13 protein-coding genes are annotated in these 17089 nt (G+C 42.7%); 1 reads left to right on the top strand and 12 read right to left on the bottom strand.

Annotation, left to right across the window (positions count from 1 at the left end; genetic code table 11):
• Positions 1 to 135: 135 nt before the first annotated feature.
• Positions 136 to 591 (bottom strand): S24/S26 family peptidase, encoded by a 456-nt coding sequence (locus tag JQM82_RS09605; protein ID WP_235249972.1) that lies wholly within the window; start codon positions 589 to 591, stop codon positions 136 to 138.
• Between the two features lie 307 nt (positions 592 to 898).
• Here JQM82_RS09605 and JQM82_RS09600 point away from each other — a divergent pair, with 307 nt between their 5' ends.
• Positions 899 to 1618, top strand: coding sequence for a LytR/AlgR family response regulator transcription factor (locus JQM82_RS09600; protein WP_235249971.1), 720 nt, complete (start codon positions 899 to 901; stop codon positions 1616 to 1618).
• Between the two features lie 51 nt (positions 1619 to 1669).
• On the opposite strand, the gene JQM82_RS09595 is transcribed toward JQM82_RS09600, so the two are convergent.
• From JQM82_RS09595 to JQM82_RS09535, 11 genes are all read right to left on the bottom strand, one after another.
• Complete coding sequence (locus JQM82_RS09595) at positions 1670 to 2938, bottom strand: nucleotidyltransferase family protein (protein ID WP_235249969.1); 1269 nt, start codon at positions 2936 to 2938, stop codon at positions 1670 to 1672.
• A gap of 17 nt (positions 2939 to 2955) precedes the next feature.
• Complete coding sequence (locus tag JQM82_RS09590; protein WP_235249968.1) at positions 2956 to 3858, bottom strand: hypothetical protein; 903 nt, start codon at positions 3856 to 3858, stop codon at positions 2956 to 2958.
• 25 nt (positions 3859 to 3883) lie between these two features.
• Entirely contained in the window at positions 3884 to 5263 is a 1380-nt protein-coding gene (locus JQM82_RS16220) for a polysaccharide biosynthesis tyrosine autokinase (protein ID WP_268827701.1), read from the bottom strand.
• 3 nt (positions 5264 to 5266) lie between these two features.
• On the bottom strand, positions 5267 to 6763 hold the full coding sequence (locus JQM82_RS16315) for an AAA family ATPase (RefSeq protein WP_328284212.1): 1497 nt from the start codon (positions 6761 to 6763) through the stop codon (positions 5267 to 5269).
• A 37-nt stretch (positions 6764 to 6800) separates the two neighbouring features.
• Positions 6801 to 7598, bottom strand: a complete 798-nt coding sequence (locus JQM82_RS09565) for a hypothetical protein (RefSeq protein ID WP_235249966.1) — start codon at positions 7596 to 7598, stop codon at positions 6801 to 6803.
• Between the two features lie 208 nt (positions 7599 to 7806).
• Complete coding sequence (locus tag JQM82_RS09560; RefSeq protein WP_235249964.1) at positions 7807 to 8847, bottom strand: hypothetical protein; 1041 nt, start codon at positions 8845 to 8847, stop codon at positions 7807 to 7809.
• Positions 8848 to 9174: 327 nt separating this feature from the next.
• A complete protein-coding gene (locus JQM82_RS09555) occupies positions 9175 to 13935 on the bottom strand; it encodes a family 20 glycosylhydrolase (protein ID WP_235249963.1) in 4761 nt (1586 codons plus the stop codon).
• Between the two features lie 5 nt (positions 13936 to 13940).
• A complete protein-coding gene (locus tag JQM82_RS09550) occupies positions 13941 to 15092 on the bottom strand; it encodes a radical SAM protein (RefSeq protein ID WP_235249961.1) in 1152 nt (383 codons plus the stop codon).
• Complete coding sequence (locus tag JQM82_RS09545) at positions 15074 to 15976, bottom strand: hypothetical protein (RefSeq protein ID WP_235249958.1); 903 nt, start codon at positions 15974 to 15976, stop codon at positions 15074 to 15076. Before JQM82_RS09545 ends, JQM82_RS09550 begins: the two co-directional genes overlap by 19 nt.
• Before the next feature lie 8 nt (positions 15977 to 15984).
• Positions 15985 to 16227, bottom strand: a complete 243-nt coding sequence (locus JQM82_RS09540) for a hypothetical protein (protein WP_235249956.1) — start codon at positions 16225 to 16227, stop codon at positions 15985 to 15987.
• 39 nt (positions 16228 to 16266) lie between these two features.
• A complete protein-coding gene (locus tag JQM82_RS09535) occupies positions 16267 to 17013 on the bottom strand; it encodes a hypothetical protein (protein WP_235249955.1) in 747 nt (248 codons plus the stop codon).
• Positions 17014 to 17089: the final 76 nt, after the last annotated feature.

Raw genomic sequence — 17089 nt, 5'->3', positions numbered from 1 at the left:
ACATTATAGTTCAAATCTATTTTACTCACATCGGAAAGCAATGTCAATTCTCTTCTCTTATTTTTCCGTATTTTTTATAACATTTTACTGTATTTTGTTTCACCGCATTACTCTTTTGCGGAAGTTTCCGGGATATTATTCCCTGGTTCGTCTTATTTTTCCGTAGATCCGTACGATCATTCTCCGGAACGGAATCAGCCGGATCCACACATGTTCGAAGAATTCCCACCAGAAATCTCCGGGTTCTATCCATTTCCCTTTTCTCTTTACACGGATAATCCGGGCAAATATCTGTTCTTCGGAAATGGGACCTTCCATCTCCCACTGGGCGTCTCCGATCATGTAATATCCTTCCGGTCTTACTCTGCAGATACGATGCATCACATACTGACCGCTGATCCTCTGGTAAAACACCATGTCTCCTTTTTTCAGTCTGCGATCCGGCTCCGGCTTACGAAAGCAGATTATGTCTCTGTTATGTATCAGGAACGGTGACATGCTGCTTCCTGCGATCTGCATACTGACCACCTGTCCCTCTTCTGTTAATTCACGTAATACGGACACGTATTCTCTTGTATTCACGACTTTCATATGTTATATTTCCTTTTTATTTTCTGTTTTTATCATACCATCCGGGCTTCCGTCCCGCAAGAATACACAATCTATTCTTTTTGCTCTTTTTTTTCCTTTTTCCTTATTTCATCTTTGTTTGACTTGTTTTTAACACAATTCGAACTTTTCACAACTTACCGCTTTTATTTCATGCAAATATATGCCATTTTACGTCGTATTATGACAGTTTCATAGCCTGTTTTTCGAATTTATGATATATTAAAAGAAATATCTGCCCTGTGAATTATTTATAATTCACAGCGATATTGTAGGGAGGAGGGATTACATGTTTATTTCTGTCTGCGATCCTCATTCAGCAGATGTGAAACAATTAATCGGACTCTTAGATACCTGCATGAAAAAGTATCTGCTCGACGATTCACTGCTTGATATCGATATTTTTTCTACCACTGATGAACTTCTGGCTTCTCAGAAAGACTACACCCTCATCTTTCTCGGGATATTGTTCAATGGCACCAGTGGCCTTGAAGCTGCCAGGCAGTTGAAATCACGCAGGAAACAACCGATCATTATTTTCACGACAATAAGCCCCGACCATTGTCTGGAAAGTTATGATCTTGGAGTTGAAGGTTATATTTTAAAACCTGTCACAAAAGAACGGCTAGAAAAGATATTTACCCGCTATATACTTCCAGCCTTTCCACCAACGAACACTCTGAATATTTATTCCAACCGGCTTTTATTCCATATACCGGTTCGAGAAATTCGATATATTGAGAGTATCGGAAGGAAATGTATCGTCCACACCGCCAATCAGGCTTATGAGACGAACCTTGCCCTGAATTCCATCGAACAGACATTGAACAGTACATGTTTTGTCCGGTGTTACAGAAGTTATCTGGTAAATATGTATTACATCGAAGCTGTATTGGATTCGGAAATCCGCCTGGTAAATGGCGAGCGGATCCCGCTGACACTGCGCAAACGCAGTTCTATTATACAGATCTATAACGAGTATCTCATTACTCATTCAGCCGAAAAGTAAAGGGCACAGCCGTATCGGTGATCCTGTGATTACCGATACGGCTGTCTTTTTTTAATCAATGATGTGATATTGCCGAAGCAGTTCCACCCGGTTCATCCCGATCTCAACACTGTTTTCTTCTTCATTTCCCAATCTGCTGCCATGCTTCCCACGCTTCAGATACTGGATACAGCGCATGATCCACGCCGTCGGGAGCAGCCACGGATATCGTTCTAACCACGGATAGCCCCTCTTCATATACGAGATTGATGGGAACAGGGAAGATCCCAGAGAAGCGACCGTGTCTTTTTTTCCTTTCTTTACAGCAGCCAGCGTCATATTGGAACTGTGCTTTCTTTCCATAGAACTGTCCCCGAAGATTCCGCTGTCCAGAAGATCCATAAGCAGTGCACTGCAGTCTGTCCCGGGCCATGTGATCTCATCTGAGATACCGATCTCTTTCCCGGACATTCCAAGATACCTCTCACCAATCTGCAGAAGTCCGCAAAAGAACATGTCCATCCGCAGTTCTTTCAGACGTCCCGCAATGTATGCCCAGTCAATCTGTTCGCCATAATGTTTTGCCAGCATCATAATATCGCTCACCTGGCGGATACCAAAGCCACTGTGAAGAAAATGCTTAAAGCTGTGACAGATCAGATAATACAGGTGATCCGTCGGATGAAGCGTCCACACCTTCGTCCCCTGTATCTTTTCACAGATACAGCGGTCATGCACTCCCACGAATTCCCGGTTGAGGTGTCCGTAAGCACCGGATTCCTCCGGAAACAGAGACAGATGGAGTTCGATATATACGCCATTTTTCGAATTCAGATAAGGTACTTCGTGTGGAAGACCTTCCGCAGGAAGTTCTTTTCTCTGAAATCCTTCTTCCCGCATGATTCGGTCACAGGCCTCGAATTCTTCCGGACGCAGAAGTACATCTTCATCTCCGGACACACGATAATCCGGCTTGGCGTATAGATTTCTGCATACGATTCCTTTCACAACCAGCGGCTTCAGCCCATTATCACACAATCTTCGATACAGTCTGAGGAATCCTTCCGTTCGCTGCACCTGCATCATCACATCGCGAAGCGCCATCTGTTTCCAACGCATCGCAAGAAGAGCAGACTCTTCTCCGGACAACTGCGGTGCTCTCCAGATCATCTCATATACAATAGAAGCAATCTTATGCACGGCCGAAAGTCTGTATAATTCCTCAAGTGCTTTACCATCTATCGTATCCGGCAGCGCATATTCCGTCTTTCCCTCCATAAATGCTTCCATAATATGAAGCAGCTCCGTCTGCACTTTGGTCAATCTATATTGCTCGCTCATTCTTTGTTACTCCCGTCTTATATACTGTTCTCTCCTGTTTTATCCTGTAAAATCGCCCGTTCCAGGCACTTCACCGCATCCTCCGAGATATTGCATTCCAGACGGTAAACCGGTATTTCCCGAAGCAGAATCTCCAGCTGATCCATAACCTTCATCTGAAATGGAATATCCCAGGTATTGATCGTAATCTGTCCCATCAGTTCCCGAAACGCTTCCACCGGCTTCATGCGATAAGCAAGGTTCTCCTTCGCCTGCTTCAGCATCACTACCGCGCGGATCGGATACGATTCATTGTAACAGATTTCAGAACTGCCGCAGACCGGCCATCCACAGGCATACCAGCCTTCTTCTTTTCGCAAAAGCAGCGAGCGGTCTCCGTTGACAGTCCGGGTTCCCCGATACTTCTCCCACAGATCCGCCTGTGTGGATTTTCCCGTCTCTGACGGCGCCGAAAACAGAATCGCCTGATCCTCCCGGCACATATATGCGGAATGAAGAATCAGCCCCGCATCCCGGATCATCTGCTTTTCAAGACTCAAAGCAGAGAGAAAAACCGTGTCATAGATCAACATATGCTCCGTGCCGCGATCGAACCAGACCTGTACGTGGTCTTCATCCTTCTGACAGGTTACCGCATACGGCATCTTTGCCCCATGAAAATTAATGACTCTGCACTCTCCGCATTCTGTTGTAAATACATGCAGGTTGTCACGTTTTACTTCCCGTGATCCTTCAAGCTTCCGGGCCCTCAGCATGGATTCAATGCTCTGTATGTCATCGCTGAACTCCAACGTGTAGATGACGGCCCCGGTTTCTCTTTCATTCGTCAAAAACTTTTTCAGATTTTGGGGACTTAACATATCATCCGGCATATTTAATTCTATCTGTATCCGGCCAATCAGATATCTGTTACTTCTCATCTGTCTCTCCTTTACCGCTTCCGGTCTATACACCATTCAGAATTCCGCCGATAATCTGCACCTGGCTTTCCGCCAGATGCTCCATGCCATCCATGATGTGATCCACTCTGGCAAAATCTTTTCTCACCACGAACACCGCAGCGTCCGCGTACTGCGCAAGCACAACAGCATCCGTCAGAAGTCCTGCCGGAGCACTGTCAAGTATCACATAGTCTGCCCACTCTTCCATTCTGGATATGATGCGGTGCATGAACTCCGTTCCAAGAAGTTCTGAGCCATCCCTGAGAGATGTTCCGCCCGGAAGGAACATCAGACGCATCTCCGGGTCAAGTCCCATATCCTTACTCTTAATGATACATTCCGCCAGTTTTTTCTTATGCTCAAGCACTTCCCCGAGACCTTCCCCCGGATCCAGATTCAGAATCTTACGATCCGTCGGATGTCTCAGGTCACAGTCGATCAGAACCACTTTCTTTCCCGCCTGTGCAAGGGAAAGTGCAAGATTAACAGCAATCGTACTCTTACCTTCTCCGGCAAGCGCACTGGTGATCAAAAATGTCTTCAAATGGTACTCATGTGCATGATATTCCACTTTATTGCGGATCATACGGAATGATTCCTGAAGCTTTTCTTCCACTTTCGGATCCGTCAGAACCATCCTCGTCTGAGAAGTTCCGGATCGTCTCTTTTCATGTATCTCCGGGACCGTTCCCATGCATCTAGTATGCATCCATCTGTGAATATCCGATTCCTTTCGAACGGTTCTTCGGGTCACCACCAGAAGTGCCGTCCAGAGAGCCGCGATCAGAAATCCGAATAAGCCGCCTTTCAGAGCACTTTTCTTAAAATCCTTCGGATTATCCGGCTCCGGCGGGATTCCTGTCTCATCCAGCATCTCCATATTAGTCTTGCCAACAATCACTTCCGATATCTCCGGATAATTTTTAATCACAGACTGCAGAATCGCATATGCACGTCCCGCATCCCGGTCAGTAACAGAGATCGTCAGCAGATTCGTATTCTCGGCAACGTTCGCCTGAATATTTCCCGTCACACTGCCGGTTCCCATATCCTTTGCAACTTTACGCTTCAGAACACCGCTAGTCAGAATATAGGGAAATGTCTTGGCCATCTGCTCCGCAGCCGAATTATTGTAAAATGCCACCGTTCCGGATTCGCCAACTCCCTGCTGGTCTCTCTGTATATTCACCGTAAACGTCGCGGATGCCGTATAGCGTGGCTGATACTGCACCCTGGCGCGAATATAAAAAATGCCGGTTCCAAGCAGCGTCAGAATCAGAACCCACGCCCACATTCTGCGAAAGATACGGAAATAATCCGACAACATCTCTGTAATGTCGATCAGCTCCGGTTCCTGGCTTTTTTCATTTTCCTGAACACCCATCTATCAGCTCTCCTCTTTCTTCTCTGCAACTGTTTTCTGCTCATCCTGTCTGCGGTCATAGTAAGACTGGTATTTGCCGTAACCATAATACTTTCCGTAATGATACCTTCCATAACCATAGCCGTAACCGTAGCCGTAACCATAGCCGGAACTGATGATCGCTCCGCTTACCAGTACATCATTGAATACACAGCCAAGAAGCCCCTTTCCATAACGATCCAGCATATCAATCGTATCATTAATATAAGGAACCTTCGTATAATTCTGCTTTACAACCAGCAGTGAAAAATCCGCCTTTCTGGCAAGAACTTCTGCATCGGCTCTTCCCTTTGCCGAAGGTCCGTCAATGATTACAAAGTCCATCTTTCCTCGCATTGCATCCAGAAATGCCTCAAATCGCCTGGAACCAAGAAATTCAGTCGACCTGGCATGCGGCACATTGTTAACCAGAAGATACAGGCTTTTATCCTTCATCGGAAATACCAGATCTTCAATATTTCCACCGGGATGTTCTCCCAGTCCGGCTCCGTCCGGCACATCCACTCCCAGAAGATCTGCAAGCCCACTTCTGCGCAGGTCGCCTTCTATGAGCAGAACCTTTTTCCCTCTCTGAGCCATGGCAAGCGCCAGGTTCACTGCCACCGTCGTCTTTCCTTCCTTCTTCATCGCACTGGTGATCAACAGTACATTTCCCTGTTCCTTACTGCTCTTATATAAAAGCTTCGTCCGCATCTTCTTGATCGTTTCCACAAATCCAAAGCTGACTGCCGGTTCGGTAATCAGTATATTCTTCTTCTGCCTCTTCAGACATGCTTTCAGATTCCGATAGGAAGACTCATGATTCAGCGTTCCGAATACCGTCGTATCCAGCTTATCAGCCACTTCATCTTCGCTCTTTACATTGTCCCGCTGATAAGACAGCACGGACAACAGAAGAATGATCAGCGAAACTGCTGCGAGAAGTCCTTTTTTCATCACAGCTTTCCCCTGAAATGCCACATCCGCCGCGGAAGGGAAGTCCGGTTCTTCAAAGACCTCCAGCACAACTTCTCCCAATACATTCTGAGACACTTCCGGATAATGCTCCAGCATACTGTTCAGCAGCCGGAACGAGATCTCCGGAGAGTCGCTGGTCACAGATACCGTCAGAAGATTCGTCTCCGGCACAACCGCAATCTTGATCGTACCCGGAAACCGCTCCATGTCCAGAGACTCTGCTACTTTTTTCTTCAGAATCTGGCTGTCCAATACCGACTGAAATGTATCCGTAAGCTTCTTTGTCTGACTTTCGTTGGCATACGCACCGGTACTTGTTCCTCTTGCCGACACTACAAACGTCGTACTGGATGTGTATGTCGGATGATATGTAATCGCAGATGCAACATAGCTAAGCAGTGCGGCCGATATCCCGATGAACAGGATCACCCACCAGTTTCTCACCACGTCCCAGACAATATTGTAGATCGTCTCCATCTGCTTTTTCTGTGTTTCCTTCTCCATGTCTTTTGACCTTTCTTTCAAGAATACCTGCAGGTCCCTACTGCACGACTACAACCAGTCTGCTCTTTCCGTTGGTTGTTGCAGCATTAACAATATAGTCTGCATAATACGTGCCTGCCTCTGCAGTATTTACGTTGGACTGAATGGTAAGCGTCCCCTCTCTGTCAGCGCCGGCATAATAAGCAGCCGGATCAAATCCATCTCCGACAGACAGATAGATCAGATAATCACTCAGACTCACGTGGATTCCCGAATAATTCTTCTCCGATATACTGATCTGTGTCTTCAGATACACCGTGTTACCACCGCTGTCCATCACGCGAAACTCCACAGGATACTCCCCTGCCGCCATCGTGTTGACCGTTTTTTCCAAGGAATACTTAATATTCGAAGTCAGATCACCATCCAGCACACTGTCTGCCGTAATACAGGACAGGATGTCGATGCTCTCACCCGCCGAATAACACAGCGATCCGGTCATGTGAAATACCGGCGGCTCATAATCCTCATATACCAGCGTACGCTCACATCTTCCAACATTCATGCTTTTATCCACCGCCGCATACGTAATGATCCGGGTTCCCTCCTCCGTAAACGCAGACAGACTCTCGATCACAATCGAATCCGTCACATCTCCCGAACGATTATCCTTCGCCGTCACGCCTTTCAGCAGATCTTCTTCCTCAGCCTCAACCGACACCTTCAACTCCTCACTGTCACAGGTAACCACCGGAGGCTTATTATCCTTCACCACCTTGCGATATCCCTGAAACGCAACGAACGCTCCTATGGATACCAGAAGCAGCAGCACACTGAATATCTTTAACTTCTTCATCTGAATGCACCTCTTTATATAAGACTTTCCTCTCAAATGCGAAAGTCCGATTCTACATAGTATCTGCATAATAACCCTTTATACTATAACAAAAAAGATAAAAAGAAAAAAGACTGAAAAAATGAAAAACTTGTCTTTTCAGCCTTTTTGAATGCGTTCCGTTACAGGAAGCAGGAAATATGAATTTATCTTATTCTTTCATTTCCTCCTACAAAGCAAACTCCTCAAATAACTTCTGCTGATATTCCATGTCTACCGATGCACGTATAATATCGTCAATACGCTTCTTTTCAGCCAGTATGCAATTCAATCGATTCACTTTCTTGCATCCTGCAATACTTCCCTGCTCTATTCCCTGCTTTATTCCTTGTTCTATTCCCTTCTCTATTCCCTGCTCTATTCCCTGTTCCATTCCCCGCTCTATTCCATCGTTATACAGATCTTCCAATGCCTTACACATATCCACCGTCTCCTTCCCTTCTTCTTTCTTGATCTGACCTTTTAATATCCTTTCCGAATGCAGAAATTCCCGGATTGCCTGATAAGTTTCTTCGTCCACATTCCGAAAGTATGACTCTTTCTCTCTTGAGTATCCAATTAACTTTTCTTTACTTCCTTTACATTGTATCATACCGAATATCTCTTGTAAATCAGTTTGAAAGCGTTCCAGATTTTTTAGATTTCCTGCATCAATCAAATTAATCCGGTAATTCTGCACATACTTTTTCAGAATCATATTTTCTTTTTCTTCCTCGCTCCACTGCAGCATTCCGTACAGATCCGTACTTCCGTCCCAGGGCTTATCATCGTAATAAAAGACCAGTGTGATGACCGGCATCAGTTTATCGTCCTTATGACATTTCGATAAGAATTCTGCAGAAGAGAGCGCTCCGACTTCAGACTCCTTTTTCCTTCCCTTCCACGACTGCCGGATCTGCCCGACATAGGACAGGCTGTCATATAACATATTTCGGACGGACATGGCGTAATGTACCTTTGCCTGATTCTCGCATGCCAGGAGAACCAGCAGACCTCCCCGTTTCCACCTCATTACCAGATCCCGGTACCTGTGTACTTCCTGTAGTTTTCCTTTCTTATCTTCCAGCAGGAGATCCGTCTCTCCGTCCGCCGGTTCCAATTCTTCCGGCCGGATCACCTTCTCTCCCTCAAATACCATTCCGTTAAACAAATCCGCAAACCGCTCCGGATTGCTCATCCACTGCCTGACCACAGCATTTCCCGTACCCATGCTGTTACCTCCTTTTTGTATTCTGTTTTTCATTCTTTTTCTTTATCAAGCTTGAGTTAACTGGCGAAACTGCCATTGAATTATCGAACCGCTTAAGAAAGCTATTTCCCAGACGCTTGAGAAGTGTCCGAATTGGATTCCGTCTGAGATAATGATGTGGGTGTAGTATAGCATATATCTTGCATCATACGCAACACCTTATTACACACTCTTCTAAGATGAAACGCCCCGTTTCCAGACACATATATTCTGTGTTTGAAAACGGGACATCATCTCTTCTTGATATTTTAGAAATCTAATTGATTGCAAATATCTAAATATTCATTTTTAGAAACCTATTACTGTTCTGCTTCCTGTAGATCCATATTTTACCTTTGTTGAAATCAATGTGCCTGTCCAGAATCCACTCGGAGCAGCTTCTCTGATTTCAGAAGCACTGAATGTATAAGAGCTTGCGGAAGATGTCTGTACTGCGGTAAGCGTTGCCGTTCCGGCTGTCTTTCCAAACAATGTCTTATAAGTTACATTCAATGTTGCTACTTTACCGATCTGTACATTTATATCTGCAGACTCGCCACATACAACTGTCTGGTCTGTAATTGCAGATACATCAACAAATGCATAGCCTTCCGGCATGAGCTGTTCTGCTAATGTCTGAATATCCGCAGCAGCAAATGTTGCCTCTGTTCCTTCTTCACCATTTGCGGTGAGGGAAGTTGATGCGAGAATCTTACCAGTATAATCTACAAGATTAATATTAGCTGTTGCATCAGCATACTTTGTAGCATCTACATATCCTAAACCAATCAGTGCATCCGTTACATTCTGTTCTGTAATCGGCTGAATTGCATCAGCAGGTGCATCACAAATCTTTAATTTTGTAATAGCCAGGATGCCCTCACCGGTATTCGTAATAGTAATCGTAGATGTTGCATCATCACGATTTTTAACCGTATAGAACATATCTGTACTAGCATTTAATGTCTGCGCTGCAGCGTCATTAATGGAATAAGACGTCTGTGCATTGAGTGCTTTCAATCCAATCTGTGCCACACGATCAGTTTTTAAATTTAACAACAAGGTCTGATTTTTCTGCAAGTATATCTCGTTCTTCGGTCCATTATCGATCAAATCTTGAAGATCTTGTTTTGTATAATTTTCATTATCATTTAAAATTGCACTTGTTGCTTCAGCATTATTTATTGCGTCATAAACCTGAGAAATGATTTTCTCGCCTGTTCCGTAATCGCCCTGATATTCATTCAAATTAATTGTTGCTAATGCCAGATCACGTACCTCAATGAAAGATGGATTATCCTCAAGATCTTCCTTATAAACAGACTGTACATCTTCACTTGTTCCCAATGTATTATATACTCGGAAACCGTCGATATTTACAGTGTCTCCTGTTGCATCACTACTTGCTTTACGATGAGTCAAAATTACGGTATAAGTATCTTTTGTTTCTAAGTCAAGACTAACAACCGGAACATTATATCCCGTTACATTCTGTGGTTGTGTCAAATTGGTATCACCATTTAACATAGCCGTCTTTACCTGAATCATCTTCACTGTAGAACCGTTTGAATTTTTCACCTGAACAAACAACTGGCCTGTAGCTGCATCAGAATTTGCATAAATATCTACGCCTGTACCAGTGAAGGTAAATTCTGCACTGTCGCCATAAGTTGTACTAGTCGCCTGCGTTTGGTTACTTGGTTCTACTTTTGATTCTGTTTCTGTACCTGCATAAACCGGATCATAACCATAATTATTCTGTTTATTTCCAACTGCTTCTGCGGCCTGGGTGCTAGTTCCCTTATTTCCTCCAGTAAATCCATTCAGTTTTAAGAATCCTTCCTCATAATAAACAGTTGTTGCAGGTACAAATCCGATGCTAAAAGTTGTCGGACTACCTGTCCTGTATTCCACACGAGCAGTAACTGCTTCTATTCCATTTAATACCTGTGAAGGGGTGTATGTAATTTTCCCATTTGAATATGAAGCATTACTACTTACAACCACATTACTTACCTGTGCTGAACTGTTCACCAAATCGGTTAATGGAATACTAACCGGAAGTCCAAAATCTACAACATATTGTTTTGAAAGATTTGAAGAATCCAAACTATAATGTAATGTCAATGTTTTTCCATCTTCCGAAATATCAGCTCCTGTATATTGATACAATCCTGACGTATACTGTCCGGCAACTCCTTGAATCGTTGTAATGTCTTTATTAAAAGTCTGGTTTACACCAGAACTATTCGTAATATAAGCATCATCATCTAATGTAATCGTTCCTGTTTGAACAGATGAAGATTGCTTCAATCCATTAAGGAACGTAATCGGATCTATATTCCCATCATATGCAACTACTACTTCCTGAGAAGAAATTATTGCACCACTTGCACTATCATCAACCCACTGAACTTTTAAATTTGACTCATGATGTACAGGTTTTAAATAAATCAGCACTAATTTTCCTGTATTTTTAGCAGACCATGTAATATTAGATACTGCACCATTTACTACAGGCTCTGTTCCCATGGTATCATTCCATACTTCCGTCTCATCATACCACTCACTTCCCGCAGCATTTGTTGTTTTATCCCATTCAATTGCGGAGCTTGATGTCCACGTGTTACTCGTAGTACTATCCGTACGCGTACCATCTGTAACGGTTATTTTGGCAATGTCATAATCGTTGTTATTTAATGGTGCTATAATACCAATATTACGTTCAGCCCAGTAATTGAAAATGGTAGTAGAATTTGCATACATATTTTCTTCTGCCGGAGAAACTGTGCCATCTGGATATACAACAGCAACTGTTAATGCAACCTGACCATTTCCACTACTCGTATCTGGTGTTATGCCATCTGTTGTATAGCCCCAGTCTTTCATCGCAGTCGTTACTTCTTTAGTAATCTCTGTGTATCTCATATAGTAGGCTACCGCTTGATCACCTGTTTCAAAAGAGTTCCATGTATTATCCGATGCAAGATATTGCCAAGAACCTCCGTAATAGCGAACTTTCGTAAAGGTCATGCCATCTGCTGTTTCATCATCACCACTACCTTCAGTTTGAAGATTATCTGAATCTAATCTCATTGCCTGCCAGAAATGTAATTCTATCCATCCATCATAATTTGAATAAGCTGTTTCTGGAACAAGTGTACTTATATCAATACCCTCTTCTCCATACGCATCTGTGGCTGAAATACTTAAACTGGAAGCACTGCTGGTATTCTGAGAGGCATATACTTTACTATTTGTAATCCAGAATTCGACTGTTAATGGAGTAACTGTACTTAAATCTTCCTCTATAACATTAATTGTATAACGCGTATTACCGACCGTAACATAGGTAGTACCCACAGTTACACCAGTAAAGGTAACGGTCGTGGAAGCCGGCGTGCCATCTGTACCAGACTTTGTATAAACCATAATATTCGGTGTTGTACTTGTATTTTTTGTTGACTGCGTTCCAATCTGAGTTACATCATTGGTAGATGATGTTGTAGAATACCCCCAAGTATAAGTATAGGTATACCAAAATAAAAATCTCTCACTACTTCTCTTCGCATAAACCGGATAATAATTACCATCATCTGCTTTATAATAGTATCCTGTTGCAGTCCAATTATCATGATCGCTACTAATCAAAGTATTACAGGTAACCGAAGCCGGTGTATAGGTTGTAGTTGCTTCCGTTGCATCCGTACCTGTCACTTCTACAGTTGCAATAGATGGATCTTCTGTTGTATAAGTACCTGCAAAATTATAATTACTAATTGTTGCTGTCGCTGTCTGTCCAACGGTAACAGTAATCGTTTCATTCTCAGTTACTACTACCTCACCAGTGTTTCCACTATCTCCGCCGGTATTTCCACTATCTCCGCCAGTTTCTCCACTATCTCCGCCGGTTTCTTCGCCACTCTCACTTGCCGGTAATGCTGCACCGAACGCTGCGATTACATCTGCAGTTGCGGAAACTACCGCAGTTCCACCATCTGTTCCATTCGCATTTCCAACATCACACCAGATACAAAACATAGCGCCTGCAGGATTTGAAATAGTCCCATTTCCAGTGGTTCCTGTACGATACTGGAAGGATGTGTAATCAAACTGACTGGCCTTATCTGCACTACACTGCCAACTGGTATTTCCCAATACCCAATAGTAATCGCCATGTGTATTAATTACATCCATTCCCTGATTTACTATGTACTGCGCAGATGCCAGATTATAACCACTCCAACCACAAGACCAATAGCAAACCTGAATCGCAGAATTAATAGAATAAGTATTATCTTCGTTATAATAGATACCATCGTTAAATGCACGTGGCGTCATATTATGATTAACAACAATCTGTGCAGCACTGTTCAGAAAATCGACAAACTTCTGATATTTACCGGAAGTATACAATCCCTGAAATCCCATAGTAGACAGATCATTTGCATATTCATCTGCACCCAGGTTATAATACTTCACACCCTGAGATTCAAAATATGTCGCATATTTCTCTGTAATTGCCAGCGCAAACGCAACTGCCTCTGCATTTTCCAGATTAATAGAACTATTTGAGCCACTATACTTAAATTGCGTGAACTCCTCCAGAATCGCTCCCATATGTCCCGGCACATTAATACATGGAACGATATCGATTCCTTTGCCTGCTGCATAAGAGATAATATCTGTCATTTCACTCTGTGTCAGGTATTTTCCACTTCCATCCGGATACTTGGAACCATCACTATATCCGTCTCCAAGTGCCGGAGTCAGATCATATGTGTTACCTGTAGATGTGGTAACATTCATATCATCCAACGCAAAACGGAAGCCCTGATTATCAGACAGATAGAGTTCTACCTGATTGAATCCGGCTGCTGCCGCATTGTCAATGATTTTCTTGATGTTCTCAGGACTGAAATATTTTCTTCCTGCATCTACGTGAACGATTTTATAAAAATCGCTGTCTCCGCTTGTCCCAGTTTTTCCTGCTGCATATACGTTCCCGGTCAATCCCAAAAGCATACATAGCACAAGTAAAAGAGACAAGACTTTTTTCACTCTTTTCATTATAACTACCTCCTCATTTTATTTCTTTTTTCAACAAGTTGTTTACTTGCCAGCTTTTTCATTTCAAATACCATTTCACACAGGTATCTGGGAATTTCATCTGTACTTCCCGTTTCAGCAATCGCCATTGCTGCACAGGAATGGCACATTTTTTGATTCGAACATCCGGTACATACTCCGGATATGTGAATTTTCTCACTAATATCTGTTAATTCTTTCCATGCCTCTTGAAAGATTCTATTTCTCAGTTCCACCTTGGGTTCCGGCATCATACCGCAAGGAGTCAGCCATCCATCCCAAGTAATCCAGAATGCCGCTTTTCCTGCCCGACACCGAATCATACCATCTCTTGGATCTATACAGGATTCGTCCAATCCCGGTGGTGATATATATCCATCTTCAATATTTTGCAGAAACTGATAATACAACTCTTCACCATACTGCAGCCGATAACTTTCCAGACGATAATAAGCTGCTTCCTTTGGTGTAAATCGTTCATTTTGCCCTACCATGTGTTCATCACGTCGGACCGGAGGAAACATATACGTATTTGTTTCATAGATCAACCCTTGTTCTTTTGCATATGCAACACACGCTTCCAGATCATGTGCATTTTGTGGAGTCAGAGATCCATTCAATTTCACTGTAATGCCTGCATTCCGAAGGCCGTTGATTGCCCTGTCTACCCTGTCAAACATACCTTTTGTCTGACACAATGCCTGATAAGAGATATCATTTGCTCCATACAACGTTATATTGATGCGTGTCGGCGGCATTTTTTTTAGCTTTTCAATCGTTCTCTCATCAATCAGAGAACCATTCGTGTTAATGGATATCAAGAACCCCATATGACTTAACTCTTCGTACAATTTCCAGAAGTCGGGCCAGAGAAATGGTTCACCACCAGTCAAAAGAAGATACAACATTCCTGCCTCTCTTGCCTCTTCGGCGATTTTCAGCCATTGCTCCAAAGTCATAATCGGACGATCATGTACCGCAACTTCACAAGCTGTTTTTCGAACATAGCACATTCGACACTGAAAGTTACACACCGGAGAAAGTTCAAATGTTCCACTGATTGGAATTTTGACCTTTGTCGCTTTCGAAAACATATATTTCGTAAGCGGTGTCTCCACTCTCACTTCTTTTGGATCCATCCTTCTTCCTCCTCTATAATTTTCCGTAACATTTCTACCGCAGTCCGGTTTGGGACACGTTCCAATTCATATATCGGTACATCTTTTACTAACTCCATCACCCGATCACATACCTTATTTACCAAATCTACATCCCAGTTATTTACGGTTAAACCAGAATATATCTTTCGAAATGCCTCCATCTCGTTTAGTCTTCGTACAGCACATGTCTCTGCTTCTTTTAAGATCGCTATAGCCCTGATTTTACATTTATCATTGATATAGCATCGGGACGACCCTGCATATGGTGAGCCATACGCATACCACTGATTACCTTCCATTCCCAGAATAGGTCTGTCACCATTCAGCAGATTCGCATCTGCATATTTACACCACAGATCTGCCTGTGTGGACTTTCCAATCCCCGACGGACCGGAAAAAAGAATGGCACCTTCTGTTGTCCGAACACATGACGCATGCAAAATCATTTTCTTTTCATTCATCAAGATCGTTTCCCAACCGATATGAAAGAAACAATTCCCCGCTTCGTTAAAGAATTGTCTTCCCTCCGGGAGATATTCAATCTGAACTTTATTTATATCAAAGAAAGATCTCATGATAGCATATGGATGATTATTATTTGTATGATCATGGAACCGACGTACATAAGTGCCTTCATCTGTCATCCAGATAGAATAATCCTGATTATGCATGATTTCATTGCCTGAAATAATCGGAAGTCTATGCACTTCCTGAATGTCAACCTCATATCGAATATCCGCACAAGAAGAAGTTCTTTTATTTCCCTCTATAGAAAACGGAACAAAACTCTCTGTGATAACAGTTGGATAAGGCGTTTTTATCTGAATATGTATTCCTGCTATGTTATATTCTGTAATATTCACTGCACTCATCAGGAATTAAAGATATTATTTTCAGATGAACCATTTGTATAACAGTAACTTTCAAGGGGACCATCTTTACAAACATTTTCATCATTAAAAGCTATAATCCCATCTGGCAATCCCCACTCTGGATCACTGGTCGCAGAACAACTATCAACGGATTGCGCATTCATATCCCACGCACATGAGGCTATGTGCTGTGATAATTCAAAGCGTTCAATGTACACCCTTGGTTTTTCATAAACCTTCATCTCTATCTCCTTCCTTTCCCGAGTAATTTCTTTCTCGTATTATTCATCTGCTGTATTATTCCGGCTTATACGGACCACAGCAGCTTCTCCTAAATAACATTCCTCCGCCTGGAGGGTAACACTTTCGCCTGCCGGAATATTTTCCACAGGATATGTATATGTCAAACCGCCAAAATAAGCATCGTCTACTTTACAATGGCAGTGGAGAACCAGATTCGTTAAGTCCTCATTTGATATATTAGTTAACGCAACAGTTGTCTCCTGCACACTAACAGAGACCTTATCTTCCATTAATACAGATTCCTTTTCAAATTCTGCACTGCAGCTTATGGAATCACACTGATCGGAAAGTTCGAAACTATTATTATTTTTTTCAAATACTGTATCCGAATCGCCCGACGGAATGTCTGTTACTTCAAAGTTTAATTCTGTCCCATTTGTAAGGCTGATTGTTATTTGAGCAAATTTCAATTGTTGTTCCGATTGGTTAACTACTGTAAGAGCTGCAATATTCTCTCCATCCTGATCCTCACAATCCGGATTAGTCCCGGTAAATTGAAATAAAGAATCTATCTGCAATTTTCCATCTTCCAGCTCATACGGAAATGTTATCTGCTGCTCTTCTTTCGTTTCTTCAGCCCTTTTTTCCTTGGAACTCTCACGATATACGATTGCCGCCCAGATCAGTAATACAATCAATACTACAGCCAGTGCTATCATGATACATTTTTGCTTTTTACCCGTTTTTCTTCTATTTGATTGATTTTTCTTCTTATTACTTCCCATTTTTCATAATCTTCCTTACATATAAATTTCGATTTATCGAACTCATGTACGTCCAAAAATCGTATAATTATGGAAT

Origin of the sequence: Faecalicatena contorta (genome assembly GCF_021531995.1) — a bacterium.
Lineage (GTDB): Bacteria > Bacillota > Clostridia > Lachnospirales > Lachnospiraceae > Dorea_A > Dorea_A contorta_A.
The sequence above is the reverse complement of the archived record's forward strand: the minus strand, read 5'-3'. Positions and strand labels throughout refer to the sequence as shown.

Excerpts from the sequence above, each read along its gene's own strand:
- JQM82_RS09605 (WP_235249972.1), bottom strand. The coding sequence starts at position 591 with ATGAAAGTCGTGAATACAAGAGAATACGTGTCCGTATTACGTGAATTA.
- JQM82_RS09600 (WP_235249971.1), top strand. The coding sequence starts at position 899 with ATGTTTATTTCTGTCTGCGATCCTCATTCAGCAGATGTGAAACAATTA.
- JQM82_RS09595 (WP_235249969.1), bottom strand. The coding sequence starts at position 2,938 with ATGAGCGAGCAATATAGATTGACCAAAGTGCAGACGGAGCTGCTTCAT.
- JQM82_RS09590 (WP_235249968.1), bottom strand. The coding sequence starts at position 3,858 with ATGAGAAGTAACAGATATCTGATTGGCCGGATACAGATAGAATTAAAT.
- JQM82_RS16220 (WP_268827701.1), bottom strand. The coding sequence starts at position 5,263 with ATGGGTGTTCAGGAAAATGAAAAAAGCCAGGAACCGGAGCTGATCGAC.
- JQM82_RS16315 (WP_328284212.1), bottom strand. The coding sequence starts at position 6,763 with ATGGAGAAGGAAACACAGAAAAAGCAGATGGAGACGATCTACAATATT.
- JQM82_RS09565 (WP_235249966.1), bottom strand. The coding sequence starts at position 7,598 with ATGAAGAAGTTAAAGATATTCAGTGTGCTGCTGCTTCTGGTATCCATA.
- JQM82_RS09560 (WP_235249964.1), bottom strand. The coding sequence starts at position 8,847 with ATGGGTACGGGAAATGCTGTGGTCAGGCAGTGGATGAGCAATCCGGAG.
- JQM82_RS09555 (WP_235249963.1), bottom strand. The coding sequence starts at position 13,935 with ATGAAAAGAGTGAAAAAAGTCTTGTCTCTTTTACTTGTGCTATGTATG.
- JQM82_RS09550 (WP_235249961.1), bottom strand. The coding sequence starts at position 15,092 with ATGGATCCAAAAGAAGTGAGAGTGGAGACACCGCTTACGAAATATATG.
- JQM82_RS09540 (WP_235249956.1), bottom strand. The coding sequence starts at position 16,227 with ATGAAGGTTTATGAAAAACCAAGGGTGTACATTGAACGCTTTGAATTA.
- JQM82_RS09535 (WP_235249955.1), bottom strand. The coding sequence starts at position 17,013 with ATGGGAAGTAATAAGAAGAAAAATCAATCAAATAGAAGAAAAACGGGT.